At 59.2% G+C, this 22,289-nt stretch carries 20 protein-coding genes; 7 read left to right on the top strand and 13 right to left on the bottom strand.

The annotated features are described in order from the left end of the window. Positions 1-127: 127 nt before the first annotated feature. From AC1RQB_RS26230 to gcl, 9 genes are all read right to left on the bottom strand, one after another. On the bottom strand, positions 128-1,333 hold the full coding sequence (locus AC1RQB_RS26230; protein WP_063342933.1) for an MFS transporter: 1,206 nt from the start codon (positions 1,331-1,333) through the stop codon (positions 128-130). Between the two features lie 185 nt (positions 1,334-1,518). Next, complete coding sequence (locus AC1RQB_RS26225; protein ID WP_063342934.1) at positions 1,519-2,517, bottom strand: sulfate ABC transporter substrate-binding protein; 999 nt, start codon at positions 2,515-2,517, stop codon at positions 1,519-1,521. A gap of 106 nt (positions 2,518-2,623) precedes the next feature. Next, positions 2,624-3,448, bottom strand: a complete 825-nt coding sequence (locus AC1RQB_RS26220) for an ion transporter (RefSeq protein WP_063342935.1) — start codon at positions 3,446-3,448, stop codon at positions 2,624-2,626. Positions 3,449-3,469: 21 nt separating this feature from the next. Then, positions 3,470-4,384 carry an urea transporter gene (locus AC1RQB_RS26215; protein ID WP_063342936.1) on the bottom strand — a complete coding sequence of 305 codons (915 nt, stop codon included), beginning with the start codon at positions 4,382-4,384 and terminating at the stop codon, positions 3,470-3,472. A gap of 139 nt (positions 4,385-4,523) precedes the next feature. After that, positions 4,524-5,939: a pyruvate kinase gene (pyk, locus tag AC1RQB_RS26210; RefSeq protein WP_063342937.1), complete on the bottom strand. Its 1,416-nt coding sequence runs from the start codon at positions 5,937-5,939 to the stop codon at positions 4,524-4,526. Next, entirely contained in the window at positions 5,929-7,209 is a 1,281-nt protein-coding gene (locus tag AC1RQB_RS26205; RefSeq protein WP_063342938.1) for a glycerate kinase type-2 family protein, read from the bottom strand. Before AC1RQB_RS26205 ends, pyk begins: the two co-directional genes overlap by 11 nt. 174 nt (positions 7,210-7,383) lie before the next feature. Further along, positions 7,384-8,274, bottom strand: a complete 891-nt coding sequence (locus AC1RQB_RS26200; RefSeq protein ID WP_008073038.1) for a 2-hydroxy-3-oxopropionate reductase — start codon at positions 8,272-8,274, stop codon at positions 7,384-7,386. A 150-nt stretch (positions 8,275-8,424) separates the two neighbouring features. Continuing rightward, positions 8,425-9,207, bottom strand: a complete 783-nt coding sequence (gene hyi, locus AC1RQB_RS26195; protein ID WP_008073039.1) for a hydroxypyruvate isomerase — start codon at positions 9,205-9,207, stop codon at positions 8,425-8,427. 128 nt (positions 9,208-9,335) lie between these two features. Continuing rightward, entirely contained in the window at positions 9,336-11,111 is a 1,776-nt protein-coding gene (gene gcl, locus AC1RQB_RS26190; RefSeq protein WP_007894263.1) for a glyoxylate carboligase, read from the bottom strand. Between the two features lie 266 nt (positions 11,112-11,377). Here gcl and AC1RQB_RS26185 point away from each other — a divergent pair, with 266 nt between their 5' ends. Together AC1RQB_RS26185 and AC1RQB_RS26180 are read left to right on the top strand one after the other, a co-directional pair. Then, positions 11,378-11,818 (top strand): GlcG/HbpS family heme-binding protein, encoded by a 441-nt coding sequence (locus tag AC1RQB_RS26185; RefSeq protein WP_007894264.1) that lies wholly within the window; start codon positions 11,378-11,380, stop codon positions 11,816-11,818. Between the two features lie 211 nt (positions 11,819-12,029). Then, entirely contained in the window at positions 12,030-12,488 is a 459-nt protein-coding gene (locus AC1RQB_RS26180) for an REP-associated tyrosine transposase (protein WP_063342939.1), read from the top strand. 112 nt (positions 12,489-12,600) lie between these two features. On the opposite strand, the gene AC1RQB_RS26175 is transcribed toward AC1RQB_RS26180, so the two are convergent. Continuing rightward, positions 12,601-13,206 carry a TetR/AcrR family transcriptional regulator gene (locus AC1RQB_RS26175; protein ID WP_030131738.1) on the bottom strand — a complete coding sequence of 202 codons (606 nt, stop codon included), beginning with the start codon at positions 13,204-13,206 and terminating at the stop codon, positions 12,601-12,603. Positions 13,207-13,340: 134 nt separating this feature from the next. Here AC1RQB_RS26175 and AC1RQB_RS26170 point away from each other — a divergent pair, with 134 nt between their 5' ends. Then, positions 13,341-14,255 (top strand): DUF808 domain-containing protein, encoded by a 915-nt coding sequence (locus tag AC1RQB_RS26170; protein WP_063342940.1) that lies wholly within the window; start codon positions 13,341-13,343, stop codon positions 14,253-14,255. Between the two features lie 176 nt (positions 14,256-14,431). On the opposite strand, the gene AC1RQB_RS26165 is transcribed toward AC1RQB_RS26170, so the two are convergent. Beyond that, entirely contained in the window at positions 14,432-15,220 is a 789-nt protein-coding gene (locus AC1RQB_RS26165) for an MlaA family lipoprotein (RefSeq protein WP_063342941.1), read from the bottom strand. Continuing rightward, the gene (locus AC1RQB_RS26160; protein ID WP_063342942.1) at positions 15,213-16,511 is read right to left on the bottom strand and encodes a hypothetical protein; all 1,299 of its coding nucleotides are present in this window, start codon (positions 16,509-16,511) and stop codon (positions 15,213-15,215) included. Before AC1RQB_RS26160 ends, AC1RQB_RS26165 begins: the two co-directional genes overlap by 8 nt. A gap of 223 nt (positions 16,512-16,734) precedes the next feature. On the opposite strand from AC1RQB_RS26160, the gene AC1RQB_RS26155 reads away from it, so the two are divergent. Next, on the top strand, positions 16,735-17,103 hold the full coding sequence (locus tag AC1RQB_RS26155) for a hypothetical protein (protein ID WP_063342943.1): 369 nt from the start codon (positions 16,735-16,737) through the stop codon (positions 17,101-17,103). A 28-nt stretch (positions 17,104-17,131) separates the two neighbouring features. Here AC1RQB_RS26155 and AC1RQB_RS26150 read toward each other — a convergent pair whose 3' ends face one another. Further along, complete coding sequence (locus tag AC1RQB_RS26150; RefSeq protein WP_063342944.1) at positions 17,132-18,727, bottom strand: glycoside hydrolase family 17 protein; 1,596 nt, start codon at positions 18,725-18,727, stop codon at positions 17,132-17,134. A gap of 287 nt (positions 18,728-19,014) precedes the next feature. On the opposite strand from AC1RQB_RS26150, the gene AC1RQB_RS26145 reads away from it, so the two are divergent. The 3 genes from AC1RQB_RS26145 to AC1RQB_RS26135 all read left to right on the top strand — a co-directional run bounded on the left by AC1RQB_RS26145 (position 19,015) and on the right by AC1RQB_RS26135 (position 22,039). Continuing rightward, the gene (locus tag AC1RQB_RS26145; RefSeq protein ID WP_007894281.1) at positions 19,015-19,866 is read left to right on the top strand and encodes a glycine betaine ABC transporter substrate-binding protein; all 852 of its coding nucleotides are present in this window, start codon (positions 19,015-19,017) and stop codon (positions 19,864-19,866) included. Between the two features lie 206 nt (positions 19,867-20,072). After that, on the top strand, positions 20,073-20,384 hold the full coding sequence (locus tag AC1RQB_RS26140) for a DUF485 domain-containing protein (protein WP_007939152.1): 312 nt from the start codon (positions 20,073-20,075) through the stop codon (positions 20,382-20,384). Further along, positions 20,381-22,039, top strand: a complete 1,659-nt coding sequence (locus AC1RQB_RS26135; RefSeq protein WP_008073058.1) for a cation acetate symporter — start codon at positions 20,381-20,383, stop codon at positions 22,037-22,039. The genes AC1RQB_RS26140 and AC1RQB_RS26135 overlap by 4 nt, the downstream gene beginning before the upstream one ends. Positions 22,040-22,289: the final 250 nt, after the last annotated feature.

Here is a 22,289-nt window from a genome sequence, read left to right as displayed (position 1 = left end):
AATGATCTCCGATGAGCCCCCGGTGAAAGCTTAGTGGGCGATCACAGGGGGCAGCGGGGGTAGCCATTTCATTAGGGTTAGCGTAAGACCTGTAGGAGCGAGGCTTGCCCGCGAAGCTTTTAGCGTCCTAAGCCGTTGCCAACGAACGCCTTTGCGAAACACTCAAAAACCGCAATAACGCCAACAGTGGAAACGCACTACCCACAATCACGATCCACAGCCAGCCGCCATGCTCATACACCGCGCTGGCCACCGAAGAACCAAACGCGCCGCCGATGAAGATGCTGGTCATGTACAGCGCATTCAGACGGCCGCGGCTTTTAGCGTCGAGGGTGTAGACCGCTCGTTGGCCGAGGACCATGTTCATTTGCACGCAGAAATCCAGTACCACCCCCGTCACGGCCAGGCCGATAACGCTGTAGACCGGGTGGATGAAGGCGGGCAGGAAACTCAAGCTGGCGAATAGCAGGGCCAGCAGCGAGGCGATGCGGGTATGGCCAGCATCGGCCAGTCGACCGGCGATGGGTGCAGCAATCGCGCCGATGGCGCCGACCAGGGCGAAGATCGCGATCTGGGTTTGCGACAAGCCATGATTGCGCGACAGCTCCAGTGGTACTGCAGTCCAGAACAGGCTGAATGTGGCGAACATGCAGGCTTGGTAAAACGCGCGCTGACGCAATACCGGCTGTTGACGCAACAGCGTCCAGAGCGAACCCAACAACTGGCCATAAGAAGCGCTGTGATCAGGCTGGCGCTTGGGAATGGTCAGGGCCAGCACAATGCTGATGGCCGCCATCAATACCGCGGCGATGATGAACATCGCACGCCAGCCGAAGTGGTCGGCTATTACGCTGGATACCGGTCGAGCCAGCAGAATCCCCAGCAGCAAACCTCCCATGATGCCGCCGACCACGCGGCCGCGCGATTCTTCCGGCGCCAGGTGGGCGGCCAGTGGAATCAGGATCTGTACCGACACCGAACTGAACCCCACCAGCAACGAGATGAGCAGAAACACGTTCGGCTGATCGGTGAACGCCGCGCCCAGCAAACTGGCAATCGCCACCACGGTGGTAATAATCATCAAGCGGCGGTTTTCCAGCAGATCACCCAACGGCACCAGGAAGAACAGACCCAACGCATAACCAATCTGTGTCAGCGAAACGATCAGGCTGGCCATGGTGTCGGTCAGGCCGATGTCCGGCGCGATCAGGCCGATGATCGGCTGGGCGTAGTAGATGTTGGCCACGATGGCGCCGCAACAGAAGGCAAAGAGCAGCACCATGCCTCGGGTCATTGTCGCGGTACCGAGGGGCACCAGAGTCGCTGGATTCATAAAGGGTCTCGTTGAACAAGAAGGAATGCGCAGAGGCTAATCGGCTGGCTAGAGCGGCGGAAGAGGGAACAGGGTGATAGTAATCATGCCTCTGAAGAATGATTGAGAGAGGCCGTTCATTGGGTCTTCAAGCTCCCACAAAAAAAGGCGACCTTCATAGGTCGCCTTTTCATTGGCCTCAGGAATTACTGCCCGCTGTAAATCTGATCAAAAACCCCACCATCATTGAAGTGGGTCTTCTGCACAGTGCGCCAGTCACCAAAGGTTTTCTCCACCGAGAGGAAATCCACTTTCGGGAAGCGATCAGTGTACTTGGCCAATACCGCCGGATCGCGCGGACGCAGGTAGTTGGCCGCCGCAATCTCTTGACCTTCCGGCGACCACAGGTACTTCAAATATTCCTCGGCAGCAGCGCGAGTGCCTTTTTTCTCGACCACTTTGTCGACCACGGACACCGGAGGTTCCGCTTCAGCGGAAACACTTGGGTAAATCACTTCAAACTGATCACGACCAAATTCACGCGCAATCATTTCCGCTTCGTTTTCGAAGGTCACCAGCACGTCGCCGATCTGGTTGGTCATGAACGTTGTAGTCGCTGCACGGCCACCGGTATCCAGCACTGGCGCTTGCTTGAACAGTTTGCCGACGAAGGCTTTGGCCTTGTTCTCGTCACCGCCGTTTTTCAGCACATAACCCCACGCCGAGAGGTAGGTATAGCGGCCGTTGCCCGAGGTTTTCGGGTTGGGGACGATCACTTGCACGCCGTCCTTGAGCAGATCTGGCCAGTCTTTCAATGCTTTCGGGTTGCCTTTGCGCACGATGAACACGGTGGCCGAGGTGAATGGCGCGCTGTTGTTTGGCAGGCGCGTGACCCAGTTGTCCGGGACCAGTTTGCCGTTGTCCGCCAAGGCGTTGATGTCGGTGGCCATGTTCATGGTGATGACGTCAGCCGGCAGGCCATCGATCACTGAGCGCGCCTGCTTGCTGGAACCGCCGAAGGACATTTGCAGTGTGATGTTTTCGTTGTGCTCGGCTTGCCAGTGTTTCTGGAAGGTAGCGTTGTAGTCCTTGTAGAAATCTCGCATCACGTCGTAGGAAACGTTAAGCAGGGTCGGTGCAGCCTGTGCCACGCTGCCCAAGGCCAGGCCCGCGGCCAGAAGTGAGGCGCCAAAGAGTTTTTTCACTGCGCATTCCTTGTTTTATCAAACATGTTCTATGGAAAGTGTTGGCAATTTGCCGGCGACTATAGCCGGGCTCGCATAGTCCTTTAAAGATTAAAAAGCACTTTGCTTATTCCAGTTTTTTGAACAGCGCATTGCCGCAACGCGAGCAAAATGCTGCGCCGTGTTCGTGACTGTTTTTCTGGCAGGTCGGGCAATCGTGTTGCAGGTGTTCGCCGCGCATGGCGTTGGCCAGTTCCGCGGTGAAGATCCCTGTGGGCACGGCGATGATCGAGTAACCGGTGATCATCACCAGCGACGAAACCACTTGACCCAGCGGTGTCTTGGGCACGATGTCGCCGAAGCCCACAGTGGTCAGTGTGACGATGGCCCAATAGATGCCTTTTGGGATGCTGGTGAAGCCGTGTTCCGGGCCTTCGATCACGTACATCAGCGTGCCGAACACCGTCACCAGGGTGCTGACGCTGAGCAGAAACACCACGATTTTCTGCTTGCTGCCTTGCAACGCGGTCATCAAATAGTTGGCTTGTTTCAGATACGGGCTGAGCTTGAGTACGCGGAAAATCCGCAGCATCCGAATGATCCGGATAATCAGCAGGTACTGCGCATCGCTGTAATACAGCGCAAGAATGCCGGGCACGATCGCCAGCAAATCCACCAGCCCATAGAAGCTGAACGCGTAGCGCAGCGGCTTGGGCGAGCAGTACAGGCGCAGACCGTATTCGATGGCGAAAACGACGGTGAAGCCCCATTCGATGTACGCCAGTATGTCGGCGTAGTTCTGGTGGACGCTGTCGATACTGTCCAGAACCACGATCACCAGGCTCGCCAGGATGATCAACAACAGAATGCTGTCGAAGCGGCGACCGGCCGGGGTATCGGATTGGAAAATGATGACGTAAAGGTCTTCACGCCAGTTTTTATTGCTGTCCATGGAAAGCGCCTGAACCCAGAATCAGCGAAGCCTAGGTCGATTCCCCTCGGTAGCGCAAGGCGCGCTGTCCATGGCGGCCTGACGCAACACCCGAATGCTTGCGCGAATCAGCCAGCAGGCGAGGATGAAGGGGGCAGTCAACGTGGCCAGGCCGAGTGCGGCGAACCCCGGTGTGAGCAACACCGCCAGCAGGATTCCCAACAATGGCAGCCAAGGCTGGCGACGATTTTGGCTGAAGGCGAGGGCGGCGAGCACGGCGTTGTAGCCGCTCAAGCCCTGTAAGGCGCTTGAAGTGTCGTGGTGCAGCAAGGCGAAGATGAGACCAGCAGCGGAGCCGAGCAGCGCCCACAGGAAGGCACGACGGTCAGCGATCATCAAACCCGTGGCAATCAAAGCTCCAGCCAGCGGATGACCAAGAAACAGCACCTGACCGAGCCCTTTCAATGACGCGGCGAGCAAATTGAGTGTGGTCATTTCGATCAGCGGCGCGGGTTGCTGGGGAGCGGCAAACGACAGTAGCAACCAGCTCACCCCGACAAAGGGCGCGGTGTAGGCGGGCAGGCAATGAAGATCGCGCGAATGCTTGAGCCATTGCTGAGTGAGCATCGCGCTCAGCCCCCCAGCGGCAATGATCAGCGGTGGCAACAGCGCTGACCATGGGAAATAAAGGCTCAGCAGCAGACCGAGCAGAATACCGTTGTAGCTGAACAGTCCGGCCTGACGATCAGCCTTGGTGTAACCGCGACGTTGCGCGGTGAGCAACCCGGCGACCCCTCCCAGCAACGCACCGCCGAGCAGGGCCGGGGCGCTGAACAGAATCGCCAACAGACACAGCAGACCGCACAGCGGATGGCGCTGGAGAAAGATCTGGCTGAAGCCATTGAGCAGGGCAGTGGCCCAGTCGGGGCAGTGGGTGTTGAAGTGGTTGGCAGGCATGATGGGGGTCGTTCAGTACAGATCGTTCCCACGCTCTGCGTGGGAATGCCTCAATGGACGCTCTGCGTCTGCTCTTTGGACGCAGAGCGTCCCAGGCTGCATTCCCACGCAGAGCGTGGGAACGATCATCGTGTAGGGGTTAGATCAGGGTTTCGATACGCAACGAATTGGTCGACCCCGGCTGCCCGAACGGCACTCCCGCAGTAATCAACAACGTATCGCCGCGTTGAGCCATCCCCTGTGCCTGGGCAATCTCCAACGCCGTCGAGCACACTTCGTCCACCTGGCGCAGCCGATCGTTGACCACCGAATGCACGCCCCACGCCACCGTCAATCGGCGAGCGGTCTGCAAATTCGGCGTCAGGTTGAGGATCGGCACCGTTGGCCGTTCCCGCGCCGCCCGCAGGCTAGAGGTGCCGGACTCGCTGTAATTCACCAGCACCGCCACCGGTAGCACGTTGCTGATGCGGCGGATCGCGCAACTGATCGCGTCCGACACCGTGGCCTCGGCTTTCGGTCGGCTCACGTCCAGTTGGGCCTGATAGTCCGGGCCGTTTTCCACCTGACGGATGATCTTGCTCATCATCTGCACCGCTTCCAGCGGATACTCGCCGGACGCGGTTTCCGCCGACAGCATCACCGCGTCCGCGCCTTCGGCCACCGCGTTGGCGACGTCAGTGACTTCGGCGCGAGTCGGGGCCGGGGAGAAGCGCATCGACTCCAGCATCTGCGTCGCCACCACCACCGGTTTACCGAGTTGGCGGCAAGTGCTGATGATGTTTTTCTGAATCTGCGGCACGCTTTCGGCCGGCACTTCCACGCCCAGGTCACCGCGAGCGACCATGATCGCATCGCTCAATTCGGCGATTTCCCGCAGTTGAGTCACGGCCGATGGCTTCTCGATCTTGGCCATCAGGAAGGCCTTGTCGCCGATCAGTGCGCGGGCTTCGAGAATGTCTTCCGGACGTTGCACGAACGACAGCGCGACCCAGTCCACCCCCAGCTCCAGACCGAAGCTCAAATCGCGACGATCCTTTGCGGTCAGCGGGCTCAGGTCGAGCACCGCTTGCGGCACGTTGACGCCTTTGCGGTCCGACAGCTCGCCGCCGTTGAGCACCGTGGTGTCGATGGCGTCGGCGTACTTGGTCACCACCCGTAGGCGCAGTTTGCCGTCGTCCAGTAGCAGGTCCATGCCAGGCGTAAGCGCGGCGATGATTTCCGGGTGAGGCAAGTTGATCCGGCGCTCATCACCCGGCGTCGGGTCGAGGTCCAGACGCAAGGCCTGGCCGCGATGCAGCTGCACTTTGCCTTGGGCGAATTTGCCGACTCGCAATTTCGGGCCTTGCAGATCCATCAGAATCCCCAGCGGGTAATTCAGCTGGCGCTCGACTTCACGAATCCACTGATAGCGCTGCGCGTGGTCGGCGTGATCGCCGTGGCTGAAGTTCAGGCGAAAGATATTGACCCCGGCCTGCACCAGCTCACGGATGTCGTCGATCCCGTTGGTGGCCGGGCCAAGGGTGGCGAGGATTTTGACCTTCTTATCAGGCGTCATGTTTAGTGCTCTCGAGAATCAGGATGGCGCGGAAGTCGTTGACGTTGGTGCGGGTCGGTTCGGTGACGATCAGCGCATCCAGCGCGGCGAAATAGCCGTAGCCATTGTTGTTGTCCAGTTCATCGCAGGCAGCGAGGCCGAGGGCGGCAGCGCGGGCGTAACTGTCTGGGGTCATGATGGCGCCGGCGTTGTCTTCGGAGCCGTCGATGCCGTCGGTGTCGCCGGCCAGTGCGTAGACGCCGGGCAAGCCTTTGAGGCTGTCGGTCAGGCTCAGCAGGAATTCGGCGTTGCGCCCGCCACGGCCATTGCCGCGCACGGTGACAGTGGTTTCGCCGCCGGACAGAATCACGCACGGCGCTGCCAGCGGCTGGCCGTGCTGGACGATCTGCCGCGCAATGCCGGCATGGACCTTCGCCACGTCCCGGGATTCACCTTCCAGGTCGCCGAGAATCAACGGACTGAAACCGGCCTGACGGGCTTTCACCGCAGCCGCTTCCAGCGATTGCTGTGGGCGTGCGATCAACTGGAAATGACTGCGGGCCAGGCTCGGATCGCCGGGTTTGACCGTTTCCGATTCCGGGCTTTGCAACCAGGTGCGCACCGAGGCCGGAACTTCGATGTCGTAACGTTTGAGGATCGCCAGCGCTTCGGCCGAGGTGCTCGGGTCGGCCACGGTGGGGCCGGACGCGATGACCGTGGCGAGATCGCCCGGTACATCGGAAATCGCATAGGTATAAACCGTGGCCGGCCAGCAAGCTTTGCCCAGACGACCGCCCTTGATTGCCGAGAGGTGCTTGCGCACGCAATTCATCTCGCCGATGGTCGCGCCGGATTTGAGCAGGGCTTTGTTGATCGACTGTTTGTCGGCGAGGGTGATGCCGGCGGCGGGCAAGGCGAGGAGGGCAGAGCCACCGCCCGAGAGCAGGAAGATCACGCGGTCGTCTTCGCTCAGGTCGCTGACCAGTTCCAGCACCCGCTTTGCGACAGCCAAACCAGCCGCATCCGGCACCGGGTGTGCGGCTTCGACCACTTCGATTTTTTCGCACGGGGCGCCGTGGCCGTAACGGGTCACCACCAGGCCGGACACTTCGCCCTGCCAGCAGCGCTCGACCACTTGGGCCATGGCCGCTGCGGCTTTACCGGCGCCGATGACGATCACCCGACCGCTGCGATCTTTGGGCAAATGGGCTTCGAGGACGTGCTGCGGATGGGCCGCGTCGATGGCTGTGGCAAACAGCTCGCGCAGCAATTGTTGCGGATCGACCGACATGGCGGGCTCCCGGAATTCTTGTTATTGGGGAAAGACGACAGCAGGTGTTGCGACGCGGTCCTGTGGGAGCTGGCTTGCCTGCGATTCAGGCGACGCGGTCTTTCAGGTAGACCGAGTCGATGCCATCGCAGGCAAGCCAGCTCCCACAGGAACCTAGCCAGTTTCAGATCGGTGTTATTTATCGCGAATCGAGAAATTCGCCATGTGTTCCAGGCCTTTGATCAGCGCCGAGTGGTCCCAGTTGCTGCCACCGATGGCCGCGCAGGTGCTGAACACTTGCTGGGTATTGGCGGTGTTCGGCAGGTTGATGCCCAATTCGCGAGCGCCGGCCAGGGCCAGGTTCAGGTCCTTCTGGTGCAGGCTGATGCGGAAGCCCGGGTCGAAGGTGCCCTTGATCATGCGTTCGCCGTGGACTTCAAGGATCTTCGACGATGCGAAACCGCCCATCAGCGCTTCACGCACCTTGGCCGGATCGGCACCGTTTTTCGAGGCGAACAGCAAGGCTTCGGCGACGGCCTGGATGTTCAGCGCAACGATGATCTGGTTAGCCACTTTCGCGGTTTGACCGTCGCCATTACCGCCCACCAGAGTGATGTTCTTGCCCATGGCCTGGAACAGCGGCAGGGCGCGTTCGAAGGCATCGGCATCGCCGCCGACCATGATGCTCAGGGTCGCAGCCTTGGCGCCGACTTCGCCGCCGGAAACCGGGGCGTCGAGGTACTGCGCGCCTTTCTCGTTGATTTTGGCTGCGAAGGCTTTAGTGGCAGTCGGCGAGATCGAGCTCATGTCGATCACGACTTTGCCCTTGCTCACGCCAGCCGCAACGCCATCGGCGCGGAACAGCACGTCATCGACCTGCGGGGTATCCGGGACCATGACGATGATGAATTCAGCTTCCTGGGCCACTTCTTTCGGGTTCGCCAGGGCGACGGCACCAGCGGCCACCAGGTCGGCAGGCGCGGGGTCGTGGTGCGCCGACAGGAACAGGCTGTGACCGGCTTTCTGCAGGTTCAACGCCATTGGGTGGCCCATGATGCCGGTGCCGATAAATCCGATTTTAGCCATGAGAAAATCCTCTTGTTTTTATTGCTCTGTTCGCAAAATTCGTGGGATGGCAGCGAGGACGCCTTCGCGGGCAAGCCTCGCTCCTACAGACAACCCTGGCCCCCCGTAGGAGCGAGGCTTGCCCGCGAAGAACGATGGCGCGGTGTCAGATCAAATCGCGTTATGGGTTTTCAACCAGCCCAAGCCCGCTTCGGTGGTGGTCAGCGGCTTGTATTCGCAGCCAACCCAGCCTTGATAACCGATGCGGTCCAGGTGTTCGAACAGGAAGCGGTAGTTGATTTCACCGGTGCCCGGTTCGTTGCGCCCTGGGTTGTCGGCCAACTGGATGTGGTTGATCTCGCCCAAGTGCGCAGCCATGGTTCGGGCCAGGTCGCCCTCCATGATTTGCATGTGATAAATGTCGTATTGCAGGAACAGGTTGGCGCTGCCGACTTGCTCGCGAATCGACAGGGCTTGCGCCGTGTTGTTCAGGTAGAAGCCTGGGATGTCACGGGTGTTGATCGCTTCCATCACCAGTTTGATGCCCGCCGCTTGCAGCTTGTCGGCCGCGTATTTGAGGTTGGCGACGAAGGTCTTTTCCACGGTGGCATCGTCGACACCTTGCGGACGAATACCGGCCAGGCAGTTGATCTGGGTGTTGCCCAGCACGTTGGCGTAAGCGATGGCCAGATCGACACCGGCGCGGAATTCTTCGACCCGATCCGGTAGGCACGCGATACCGCGCTCGCCCTTGGCCCAGTCACCGGCCGGCAGGTTGAACAGCACCTGGGTCAAGCCATTGGCATCGAGCCTGGCCTTGATTTCGGCGGAGCTGAAATCGTAGGGGAACAGGTATTCGACACCACTGAAGCCGGCCTTGGCGGCAGCGTCGAAACGGGCAAGAAAATCCTGCTCGGTGAACAGCATGGACAGGTTGGCTGCGAAACGCGGCATGGTGGTCTCCCGTTTAAAGTTATCGTTCCCACGCTCTGCGTGGGAATGCCTCATTGGACGCTCTGCGTCCGCTGTTGGGACGCGGAGCGTCCCGGGCTGCATTCCCACGCAGAGCGTGGGAACGATCATCAATCGAGCAACGAAATCGCCGTTGGCGCATCGTTGCCGACCAGCGCCAGGTCTTCGAATTCGTTGACGGCGTTGATCTCGGTGCCCATGGAAATGTTGGTCACGCGCTCCAGAATGATTTCGACGATCACCGGCACTTTGAACTCCTCGATCAGTTCCTGAGCCTTGCGCAGGGCAGGCTGGATCTGAGCCGGTTCGAACACCCGCAACGCCTTGCAACCCAGGCCTTCGGCGACAGCGACGTGGTCGACACCGTAACCGTTGAGTTCCGGAGCGTTGAGGTTGTCGAAAGACAACTGCACGCAGTAGTCCATGTCGAAACCGCGCTGAGCCTGACGGATCAGCCCCAGGTACGAGTTGTTCACGACAACGTGGATGTACGGCAGCTTGAACTGCGCGCCCACCGCCAGTTCTTCGATCATGAACTGGAAGTCATAGTCCCCAGACAGCGCCACAACCTTGCGAGTCGGATCAGCCTTGACCACGCCGAGTGCTGCTGGAATGGTCCAACCCAGAGGACCGGCCTGGCCGCAGTTGATCCAGTGACGCGGTTTGTAGACGTGCAGGAACTGCGCGCCGGCAATCTGCGACAGACCGATGGTGCTGACGTAGCAGGTGTCCTTACCGAACACCTGGTTCATCTCTTCGTAAACGCGTTGCGGCTTGACCGGTACGTTGTCGAAGTGAGTCTTGCGCTGCAGGCTGGCTTTGCGTTGCTGGCAGTCTTGCAGCCAGGCGCTGCGGTTTTTCAGTTTGCCGGCGGCTTGCCATTCGCGAGCGACTTCGATGAACACGGTCAACGCGGCAGCGGCGTCGGACACGATGCCCAGGTCCGGGGTGAACACGCGGCCGATCTGGGTCGGTTCGATGTCGACGTGAATGAACTTGCGGCCTTCGGTATAAACGTCGACCGAACCGGTGTGACGGTTGGCCCAACGGTTACCGACACCCAGCACCACGTCGGACTTCAGCATCGTGGCGTTGCCGTAACGGTGCGAGGTTTGCAGACCGACCATGCCAACCATCAGCGGGTGATCGTCCGGGATGGTGCCCCAGCCCATCAGGGTCGGGATCACTGGAATGCCGGTCAGCTCAGCGAACTCCACCAGCAACTCGCTGGCGTCGGCATTGATGATGCCGCCACCGGCGACCAGCAATGGACGTTCAGCCTGATCGAGCATGGCCAGAGCCTTCTCGATCTGTACGCGATTAGCGGTCGGCTTGGCCAGCGGCAGCGGTTCATAGGCGTCGATGTCGAATTCGATTTCAGCCATCTGCACGTCGAACGGCAGGTCGATCAGCACTGGGCCTGGGCGGCCGGAGCGCATTTCATAGAAGGCTTTCTGGAACGCGTAAGGCACCTGGCCCGGCTCCATGACGGTGGTCGACCACTTGGTGACCGGCTTGACTATGCTGGTGATATCGACGGCCTGGAAGTCTTCCTTGTGCATCCGCGCCCGCGGTGCCTGGCCGGTGATGCACAGGATCGGGATCGAGTCGGCCGAGGCGCTGTAGAGCCCGGTGACCATGTCGGTGCCGGCCGGGCCGGAGGTGCCGATGCACACGCCGATGTTGCCAGCCTTGGTGCGGGTGTAGCCCTCGGCCATGTGCGAGGCGCCTTCAACGTGGCGAGCGAGGACGTGATCGATGCCACCGACCTTCTGCAAGGCGGAGTACAGCGGGTTGATCGCGGCGCCCGGGATGCCAAAAGCGGTATCAACCCCTTCACGGCGCATCACCAGAACGGCGGCTTCGATTGCTCTCATTTTGCTCATGGTTTTGTGCCTCTTACGTTTTGTAATTGTATACAAGTGGCTTTGCGCAGAGTGTATTCACGGCGGACGGCGCAGGTCAATCCATTTTCTCAAGCAGCTGTTTCATTCGTCGGAAGCCCGAAGGACTGTGGCTTTTCGTCGCATGTGGCGCTTTTCGATGATTATTGTATACAAAAAAATAATTCATTGTGTTCTATTTGTTGCATCGGATTGCGCAACAGAAAGCAATCCAACGGCTTTCCCAATAACAAAATGAGGACGGCACCATGAGCGCTTTAACCTTGAACGTCGCAGTCAACCTGGCCAACCAGGCCATCTCCGCAGGCCGTGCAATCTCCGCCGCGCCCTTGACCGTTGCCGTGCTGGACGCCGGCGGGCACTTGATAACGCTGCAGCGCGAAGACGGCGCCAGCCTGCTACGCCCGCAGATCGCCATCGGCAAAGCCTGGGGCGCCATCGCCCTGGGCAAGGGCTCACGCCTGCTGGCCCAGGACGCCCAACAACGCCCGGCGTTCTTCGCCGCGCTGAATAGCCTGGGGCAGGGCAGCGTCGTCCCGGTACCGGGCGGCGTGTTGATTCGGGATCAGGATGGGAGTGTGTTGGGGGCGGTGGGGATCAGCGGTGATTTGTCTGATGTGGATGAGCAGTGCGCGATCAGGGCGATCGAGACGCAGGGGTTGAGGGCGGATGCGGGGGTGGTTGGTTGATCTTCAGCGTCTGAACAGTCGCCATCGCGAGCAGGCTTGCTCCCACAGGGGATGTTTGTTCACACGTATTTTGTGTTCACAGAGATCCAATGTGGGAGCTAGCCTGCTAGCGATTGCTATCTCCCGGACACATCCTGCCAACAGTCTGTACATCTCGATCGAGTCAGCCGAGCTAGCCTTCTCATGATCAATTCATGGGAGAGGCAAAGGAATGTCTGGCTTACCTGCTTCACATCGCCTACGACGCGGTCGCTATGCTGAAACCAACCGAATTTACCTGCTGACTACCAATACGTTTGGACGAACACCGATATTCAAAAATTTTGCGCTGGGTCGTTTGGTCGTAGATCAGTTCAGAACTGCGCAGCATCAAGGCATCGCAAATTCATTGGCCTGGGTTGTAATGCCCGATCATTTCCATTGGTTGGTTGAGTTACAGGAGGGGTCATTGGGTGACCTCATGCAGAAGACCAAGTCGATGAGCACCAAAACGGTAAATCGTTTTACTGGTCACAAGACCACTCTTTGGCAGAAAGGCTTTCATGACCGGGCACTGCGGCGAGAGGAGGATCTGGTGACTGTGGCGCGATATGTCGTGGCCAATCCATTGCGGGCTGGTCTGGTGAAAAAGCTTGGCGACTATCCGCTGTGGGATGCCATTTGGGTTTGAACTGAAATCGAGTTGTCTTCATCGCTAGCAGGCTAGCTCCCACAGGGATTTTGTTTACGCCATCGATCAAATGTGGGAGCTAGCCTGCTGGCGATAAATGCACCGCGGTCTATCAGTCCAGCTCACACCCCTTAAGCACCAACCGGATAATCGTCTGCGCCGCCGCTTCATAGTCGGCCTCATCCAGCTTGGCTTTGCCAGTCACCGCAGAGATCTGCCAGTCAAAATCGGCATAGGTCTGGGTCGCAGCCCAGATGCTGAACATCAGGTGGTTGGGGTCGATCGGGGCGATCTGGCCGCGGTCGATCCAGGTCTGGATGCAGTCGATGTTGTGCCTGGCCTGGCCGTTGAGCTGCTCGACCAGGTCGGGGCTAAGGTGTGGGGCGCCGTGCATGATTTCGCTGGCGAACACCTTGGAGGCGAAGGGCAGGTCACGGGAGATGCGGATTTTCGAGCGAATGTAGCCGCTCAGCACTTCGCTGGGCACGCCATCGGCGTTGAACGGCGTCGAGGCCTGCAGGATTGGCTCGATGATGCTTTCCAGGACCTCGCGGTAGAGATTTTCCTTGGATTTGAAGTAGTAGTAGACGTTGGGCTTGGGCAGCCCGGCCTTGGCCGCGATGTCACTGGTTTTGGTCGCAGCGAAGCCCTTGTCGGCAAATTCTTCACTGGCGGCACGCAGGATCAGTTCTTTGTTGCGCTCGCGGATGGTGCTCATAAACCAAGGAGTTCCTTGCCTGTTCTGGCGGTTGCGCATGGTAGCACCGGCCTCGCGCGGCGCTCAAGAATGCCCCGTCTGGCCTCGGGTCGCGCTATGCTGCGCACCATTCATTCAAGAAGGAAACCCGATTCATGGCAGGAAGCAGTTTGCTGGTGCTGATCGACGACATCGCCACCGTACTGGACGATGTGGCGTTGATGACCAAAATGGCCGCGAAGAAGACCGCCGGCGTGCTTGGCGACGATCTGGCGCTCAATGCCCAGCAGGTTTCCGGCGTGCGTGCCGAGCGGGAAATCCCGGTGGTGTGGGCCGTGGCCAAAGGCTCGTTCCTCAACAAGCTGATCCTGGTGCCGTCGGCCTTGGCCATCAGTGCGTTCATTCCGTGGCTGGTCACGCCGTTGTTGATGGTCGGTGGCGCTTACCTGTGCTTTGAAGGCTTCGAGAAACTCGCTCACAAGTTCCTGCACAGCAAAGCTGAAGATCAGGCTGAACACGCAGAATTGGTCGAGGCTGTGGCCAACCCGGCGGTCGATCTGGTGGCGTTCGAGAAGGACAAGATCAAAGGGGCGATCCGTACCGACTTCATTCTCTCGGCGGAAATCATCGCCATCACCTTGGGCACCGTGGCTGCCGCTTCGCTGACCCAGCAAGTGATCGTGCTCTCGGGCATCGCCATCGTCATGACCATCGGCGTCTACGGCCTGGTGGCCGGCATCGTCAAACTCGATGACCTCGGTCTGTGGCTGACCCAGAAGCCCGGTCAAATGGCCAAAAGCATCGGCGGCGGGATTCTGCGTGCAGCGCCGTACATGATGAAAAGCCTGTCGGTGATCGGTACCGCAGCGATGTTCTTGGTCGGCGGCGGGATTCTGACCCACGGCGTGCCGGTGGTTCATCACTGGATCGAGAGTGTCAGCGCGGGTGCTGGTGGGGCCGGGTTTATCGTGCCGACGTTGCTGAATGCGGTGGCCGGGATTGTGGCGGGTGCGGCGGTGTTGGTGGGCGTGATGGCTGTCGGCAAGCTTTGGAAAACGGTGAAAGCCTGAACCTGTAGGAGCGAGCCTGCTCGCGATGGGGGCATAACCTTCGACATCCATGTTGACTGTTAGGCCGTTATCGCGAGCAGGCTCGCTCCCACATTCGGTTGATGGTGTTTGATACATCGCGCATAAAAAAAGGCCATTCGACGCAAATCGAATGGCCTTTTTTGTTGTCGACGGAATTACTCGGCGACCTGCAGCTTACGCGACTCGGTATACACGTAACGCACTTTTTCATACTCGAACGGCGTGTTCAGCTGGCCGTAGCGGAAGCTGTTCTGATAGCGCTTGTCGATGACGCGAAGTGCCCAGACTTCCGGATGGTTGGAGCTGACTTCGGCCACGTTCAAGAAGTTGATCGCCGATTCGCCGGTGTAATCCACCACCAGGCCTGCAGTGTCACGCAGGTTTGAGGGGCCGAGGATCGGCAGCACGAAGTAGGCGCCGCCCGGTACGCCGTAGAAGCCCAGTGTCTGACCGAAGTCTTCGCTCTGGCGCGGCAACCCCATGGCGGTGGCCGGGTCCCACAGGCCGGCGACACCGATGGTGGTGTTGAGCAACAGGCGTGCGGTGGTTTCCATCGAACGCTGACCTTTGAATTGCAGCAAGCTGTTCATCAGGTTCGGTACATCGCCGACGTTGTTGAAGAAGTTGCTGACGCCGGTGCGAAGGAAGCTTGGGGTGATGTAGCGATAGCCGTTGACCACGGGCAGGAACACCCATTGGTCGAAACGGTAGTTGAAGTGGTAGACGCGGCGGTTCCATTCTTCCAGCGGGTCGTAGACGTTCAACGCGTTGAGCGTCGAGCGCTCGAACTCGCGCTGATCCAGCCCCGGGTTGAATTTGAGTTTGCTCAGTGGTTGCTTGAAGCCGTCACCATCGACCACCACAGGTGCGTTGGCTTTGCTGTTGTCGGCGTTGGCGACGCCTGTACAGAGTAACGCTGCGATCAGCAGGGGGTATTTAGCCACGGAAAAACTCCAGCATGGCGTCGCTGTTGACGCGATAGTTGAGGTTGCCGCAATGGCCGCCCAATGGATAAACAGTCAAACGGTCGCCAAAGGTCCGGCGCAGAAACCCCAGGTCGCCAGGGCCGAGGATCACGTCGTCGGCGTTGTGCATGACGGAGATTTTCGGGCTGTCGTGCAGATAATCCTTGAGTGCATACAGGCTGACTTGATCGATCAGTTGCAGCAGGCTGCCGCCGTCGGTGCGGGCGCGCCACATCGGAATGACCTGTTCGGTCAGGTAGCAGTCGAAGTCGCATTGCAGTGCGCGTTTGAGGAACGGCGTAAGTGTGGTGCCTTCGGTGATCGGGTATTTCGGTGGCGTGATCAGGCCGCGGCGGTTGATCAGGTCCGAGGTGAAGGCGATGTCCGCTGCCGAGAAACGGAACGAAGTGCCAATCAGCATGGCCATCTGTTCGTTGCTCAAGTGCTGCTTGGACTGCTGGAAGTCGTAGAGCAGGGCATCGTTGAGGTCGATGTAGCCCTTCTGCTGGAAGTAGCGGGTCAGTTTGTCCAGCACCAGTTCATAGAAAGTGGTGGTGTTGTTGATGCCTTTCACCTCTGTCTGTACCAGCTTGTCCAGGTTGGTGACCGAGGTGTAAAGGTTGACCGGCGGGTTGAGCAGCAAGACTTTCTTGAAATTGAAGCTGCGACGGGTTTCATCCAGGTGCGCGACAAATGCCGCATCCAGTGCGCCAAGACTGTAACCGGTCAGGAAATAATCGGTGACCGGCAGCTTCGGGTTCTGCGCCCGCACGGCCTGCATCACCCGGTACATGTCTTCGGCATCCTCCTTGGTCACGCCCGGTGTGGCGAAACGCGAAGCGGCGGTCATGAAGTCGAAGCTGGTCGGCGACGACAGCTGCACCACGTGATAGCCGGCCTTGTAGTAGAGCTTTTTCAGGTACTCGTTGAGGGTGCTGTCATAGCGTGCACCCGTGCCGGAGATCAGGAAGATCAACGGTGCCGCTTGATCTTGCGTGGCGATGCGGTAGGTGAGTTTCTTTACCGGCCAGAAGTTGTCCGGCAGGCTGAATTCACGCTCGGGGCGCAACGTGACGCTGCGATCCTCCTGATTGATGTCGTCATCCAGCGGCAATTCCGGGCGTAACTCCGGCGGTGTCGTGGCGATGGTCGCCTCGAACGGGTTGGTCAGGGGGTAGCCGTAACTGGCGGCATCAATGTCGGCCGCCAGTGCGGACGCACTTAAAATCAAGCCGCCAAACAGGGCGGCGCAGCGCAAGGAACGGAGCATGACTAGATCCCTTAGAGGAAGGTGCCGGATGAAGTTCGCAGGCTATGACCACAGGATTTGCGTCAAAGTGCCATGATGGGCACCAAACAGGCCTGATTTCGGAGCAACGGTAGCTGGACGATACACTTTGCAGCTATTTGATGAACAGTTATCTGTTGATGTCACTTGCTTACCGCGGGCGGGGGATTAAGCTGGCCGCCGATTTCGTTTATTGGAGTGTTTCATGTCCCGCCGTCTGCCCGTGATCCTGTTGCTCGTTCTTCTGCCGTTATGGCTGGCCGCCAGTTATGGCGCGCGTTACGGCTTCATGGAGGATGCTCAATGGGTTGGCATTTGCGTTGATGAGGCCAGTCGTTGGGAATGCCAGGTTCGTTCGAATCTCGGCTTGATGATTCATTTCAAGGTTCTAGGCTGGGTAGCATTGGCTGCCGCCGTGATTGGTTTTGTTCTGCCAGGGCGAGCGGGGTGGTGGCTGGCGGTGCTGGCGCTGGTGTTCGGGTTTCCGGCGCTGGCGTTGTACAACACCACGTTGGCGGTGTTTGCGGTGGTGATTGCTGCTTTGCGGCTGGTCCGGGCTTCTCGTAGTGCCTGATAGTCAGCCTTCGCGGGCACGCTGAAGATCAGCCCTTGCGAGCCCGCAAGCTGCGCCACAACGCCGCCACCATCAGCACACTCACCAGCGCCCAACCCCAGGCCTGCTGGTTCTGCAAACCTTCTTGATACAACTGCGGCGCAATGCCTGCGCCGATGATGAAGGTCAGCAGGGCGATTTCCCGGCGTGGCACACTCACCGGACGGCACAGGTACACCAGCGCCGGCAGGATGAACGCGACACTCGGGAAACTGCGATAACGCGGGTCGAACACCAGCTCCAGCATCATCACCGCCGCGGCAAAACCTGCCGCTGCCAGCCACCAGCCGGCGCGACGCTCCAGTGCATTGAAGGCGCGTTCACGCCAGCCGGTACGAGCGCTCAAGGCCAGCGCGGCATGCGCCAGCACCAGCAGATTCAACCCCGTCAGCAAGGCGACCCACAGCCATTCACTGGCAAACCGGGTGGTGACACGGGCCAGATCGCCCCAGGCGCCAATCGAACAGGCCGCCAGCGCGCCGAGCAGCGGCAGTACCAGCGCCGCACGGGTGCTACGAACGCGACCGCCGAGGATCAGTGTGCCGATGAAGATCAACCCACCCAGCGCCAGCCATTGCGACCAGTACGGCACGTTCGATACCGGTCCGGCGAGTACGCCTTTATCCTGACGATCGGCGTCGAATAATCCCCAGTAACCCCCGACCGCACCTTCGCTGGCGCGTTTCCAGGGCTGGTCGAATGCCTCGATCAGGTTGTAATGCCAGCCTTGCTGCTCGGCCATGATCACAAAGCTGCGAATGAACTTGGCTTCATTGACCCGGCTCGGCAGGGCGGTTTCGCGCTGACGGCCTTCGCTCGGCCAGCCGGTTTCGCCAATCATCACGTCCTTGGGCGCGAATTTGTTGCCGAACACCTGACGCACTTCGGCCACATGCTGCAGCGCGGCGTCGATGTTCGACGGATCGTCTTCCCAGTACGGCAGCAAATGAATGGTCAGGAAGTCCACCGCCGGAGCGATTTCGGGGTGCTTGAGCCAGAATTCCCAGACGTCGGCGTAGGTCACCGGTTGTTTGACCTGACTTTTGACCTTGTTAATCAGCGTCGCCAACTGTGCGCCGGTGACTTCCTTGCGCAGCAGGGTTTCATTACCTACGATCACCGAGGTCACTACATCGGCGTTGGCATTGGCCGAGGCGATCAGCAGGTCGACCTCCTTGGCGGTGTCCACCGGGTTGCTGTTGACCCAGGCGCCGATCATCAGCTTCAAGCCGTGCTTGCGTGCCAGGTCGGGCAGGGCCTCCAGGCCGGTCATGGAATAAGTACGGATGCATTCGAAACGGGTTGCCAGCAGTGCGAGGTCGGCGTCCATGCGCTCGGGGCGCAGTTTGAACGGCACATCGAACGGCGATTGGTCTTTGTCGAACGGGGTGTAGGAGGCGCATTGCAGCTTGTGCGTCGCGCTGGCCACGTCCGGCAGGATCACCGGTTTGCCGAGGCCGTACCAGAAGCCACCGAGGGCAAAAAGCCCCAGCAGGCAGGCAAATAAATAAGCAAAAAAAGGAAAGCGGGATGTCGCGGGCATGGTCAGGCCGTCTGGGAACAAAGCCGCGCATGTTACCTGCATTTGTCCCGCGCTTGGTGGCTTGCATAATTTTGTCATGCAAAGTTCGGGCGGGGTTGGCGCGCATGCTTTCACAGGGCACGATTAATGGCGTTCTGATGTCGTTTCTCGATGTCTTGAGGTCGCTGACAGAGCAGGTCGTCGTTGGCGTCAGGTTGATTATCGTGGCGTCAGTACTCCGCTGATGTTTGAACGAGTTTGCGGTGAGGCGTGATGGGGGCGCTGTGCACCATAACAATACGTTGAGCGGCTCGGCATCCGTCGAGCGCAGCACTTTCGGGGAAGTAACGATGAAGATGCGACGACTCTTGGGCGCAGGTGCCGCTTTGGTGCTGGCGATCAGTTCTACGATGGCCAGTGCTGAAGGCAAGGCAGTGACGATCGGTTATGTAGATGGCTGGTCGGACAGCGTCGCCACGACCAACGTGGCCGCGGAAGTGATCAGGCAGAAACTCGGTTATGACGTGAAGCTGCAAGCGGTTGCCACCGGGATCATGTGGCAAGGTGTGGCCACTGGCAAACTCGACGCCATGCTGTCGGCGTGGCTGCCCGTGACTCACGGTGAATACTGGACCAAGAACAAGGATCAGGTCGTCGATTACGGCCCGAACTTCAAGGATGCAAAAATCGGCCTGATCGTGCCGGAGTACGTCAAGGCCAAGTCTATTGCCGATCTGAAAACCGACGACAGCTTCAAAAATCGTATCGTCGGTATCGATGCCGGTTCAGGCGTGATGCTCAAGTCCGAGCAGGCGATCAAGGACTATGACCTGACCGGGTATCAACTCAAGGCCAGTTCCGGCGCCGGCATGATTGCCGAGCTGACCCGTGCCGAGAAGAAAAACGAATCCATTGCCGTCACCGGTTGGGTGCCGCACTGGATGTTCGCCAAGTGGAAACTGCGCTTCCTGGAAGATCCGAAAGGCGTTTACGGTGCGGCTGAAACCGTAAATAGCATCGGTAGCAAGGGCCTGGATGCCAAAGCACCTGAAGTCGCGAAGTTCCTGAAGAACTTCCAATGGGCGTCGAAAGACGAAATCGGCGAAGTCATGTTGGCGATTCAGGAGGGTGCCAAGCCTGAAGCCGCAGCGAAGGATTGGGTGGCCAAACACCCGGATCGCGTTGCCGACTGGGTCAAATGATTTGATCTGAAGCGTCTAGTCAGCACCTCTCAAGGCCCCTTGGCATTTATGCCAAGGGGCCTTTTGCTTTTTTAGGTGTTTAACGCATGCATGAGAAATGGCGACTCTGTCATGTCGTTCTAATACTAAGGTCGTCTGGAACCTGTCCGGCAGCCGCATAGAGTGGATACCGTTCCAACTAAATCTGTGCTGCGAGGATAAAAACAATGAACGACAGCATTTACCTCTCGATTCAAAACAGCCCGCGCTTCAAGGAGCTGGTCAGCAAGAGAGAACGATTCGCCTGGATTCTTTCAGCGATCATGCTTGGGCTGTACTCCGGATTCATCCTTTTGATTGCTTACGGGCCGCATATCCTGGGCGCAAAAATCAGCCCCGAGTCCTCAATTACCTGGGGCATTCCGATCGGTGTCGGGCTGATCGTTTCGGCCTTTGTCCTGACGGGCATCTACGTGCGACGCGCCAACGGCGAATTCGACGACTTGAACAATGCGATTCTCAAGGAGGCTCAGCAATGATCCGGCGTCTAATGGCTCTATTGAGCATCGCAGCCTTTGCACCTGGTGTCTGGGCGGCTGAAGCCTTGACGGGTGCGGTTCAGAAACAACCCCTCAACGTTTCCGCGATCCTGATGTTCGTGGCATTTGTGGGTGCAACCCTGTGCATCACTTATTGGGCATCCAAGCGTAACAACTCGGCGGCCGACTACTATGCGGCGGGCGGCAAGATCACCGGTTTTCAGAACGGCTTGGCAATCGCCGGTGACTACATGTCCGCGGCGTCCTTCCTGGGTATTTCCGCCCTGGTGTTCACCTCCGGCTACGATGGCCTGATCTACTCGATCGGCTTTCTGGTGGGCTGGCCGATCATTCTGTTCCTGATCGCCGAGCGCCTGCGGAACCTGGGCAAATACACCTTTGCCGACGTGGCGTCCTACCGCCTCGGGCAAACCCAGATCCGCTCGCTGTCGGCCTGCGGTTCGCTGGTGGTGGTGGCGTTCTACCTGATCGCGCAAATGGTCGGTGCTGGCAAGCTGATTCAGCTGTTGTTCGGTCTCGACTATCACGTTGCGGTGATCCTGGTCGGTATCCTGATGTGCATGTACGTGCTGTTCGGCGGCATGCTGGCGACCACCTGGGTACAGATCATCAAGGCGGTGCTGTTGCTGTCCGGTGCCTCGTTCATGGCGCTGATGGTGATGAAGCACGTCAACTTCGACTTCAACGCGCTGTTCTCCGAGGCGATCAAGGTTCACCCTAAAGGTGAAGCGATCATGAGCCCGGGCGGCCTGGTGAAGGATCCGATCTCGGCGTTCTCCCTCGGCCTGGCGCTGATGTTCGGTACCGCTGGTCTGCCGCACATCCTGATGCGCTTCTTCACCGTGAGCGACGCGAAGGAAGCTCGCAAGAGCGTGTTGTATGCAACCGGCTTCATTGGTTACTTCTACATCCTGACCTTCATCATCGGCTTCGGCGCGATCCTGCTGGTCAGCACTAACCCGGCCTTTAAAGATGCGGCTGGCGCGCTGATGGGCGGCAACAACATGGCGGCGGTGCACTTGGCCAACGCGGTGGGTGGCAGTGTATTCCTGGGCTTCATCTCGGCGGTGGCGTTCGCAACCATCCTGGCGGTGGTGGCGGGTCTGACCCTGGCCGGTGCTTCGGCGGTATCCCATGACCTGTACGCCAGTGTGATCAAGAAGGGCAAGGCCAACGAGAAGGACGAGATCCGCGTCTCGAAAATCACCACCATCGCTCTGGCGGTGCTGGCGATCGGTCTGGGCATACTGTTCGAGAAGCAGAACATCGCGTTCATGGTGGGCCTGGCGTTCTCCATCGCGGCGAGCTGCAACTTCCCGGTACTGCTGCTTTCCATGTACTGGAAGAAGCTGACGACTCGTGGTGCGATGGTCGGCGGCTGGCTGGGTCTGGTCAGTGCTGTTGGCTTGATGGTGCTGGGGCCAACCATCTGGGTGCAGATCCTGGGTCACGAGAAGGCGATCTTCCCGTATGAATACCCGGCGTTGTTCTCCATGGCCATTGCGTTTGTCGGGATCTGGTTCTTCTCGGTCACTGACAAGTCTGCCGAAGGTGTGAACGAGCGGGCGCTGTTCTTCCCGCAGTTTGTCCGTTCGCAGACCGGGTTGGGGGCGAGTGGGGCGGTTTCGCACTAAGGCTTTGAGTTTCTATATATAAGCTGAGCTACACAAAATGCCCTGGTCGAGAGATCGGGGCATTTTTTATTGGGCGGTTATCGGACTCTGTATGGTTTTTTCGCGGAGGTGGCCTGCTCTTTGATCGTCTACATAGCCGTTTCTGCGGTAGCGCCGGCTGGCGGTTATCGCCCGCCCTAATGAAATGGCTACCCCCGCTGCCCCCTGTGATCGCCCACTAAGCTTTCACCGGGGGCTCATCGGAGATCAT

It is taken from the genome of Pseudomonas sp. GW822-FHT02E03 (assembly GCF_058802325.1).
Note: the sequence above shows the minus strand (reverse complement) of the source record. Positions and strands in the feature narration are given on the sequence as shown.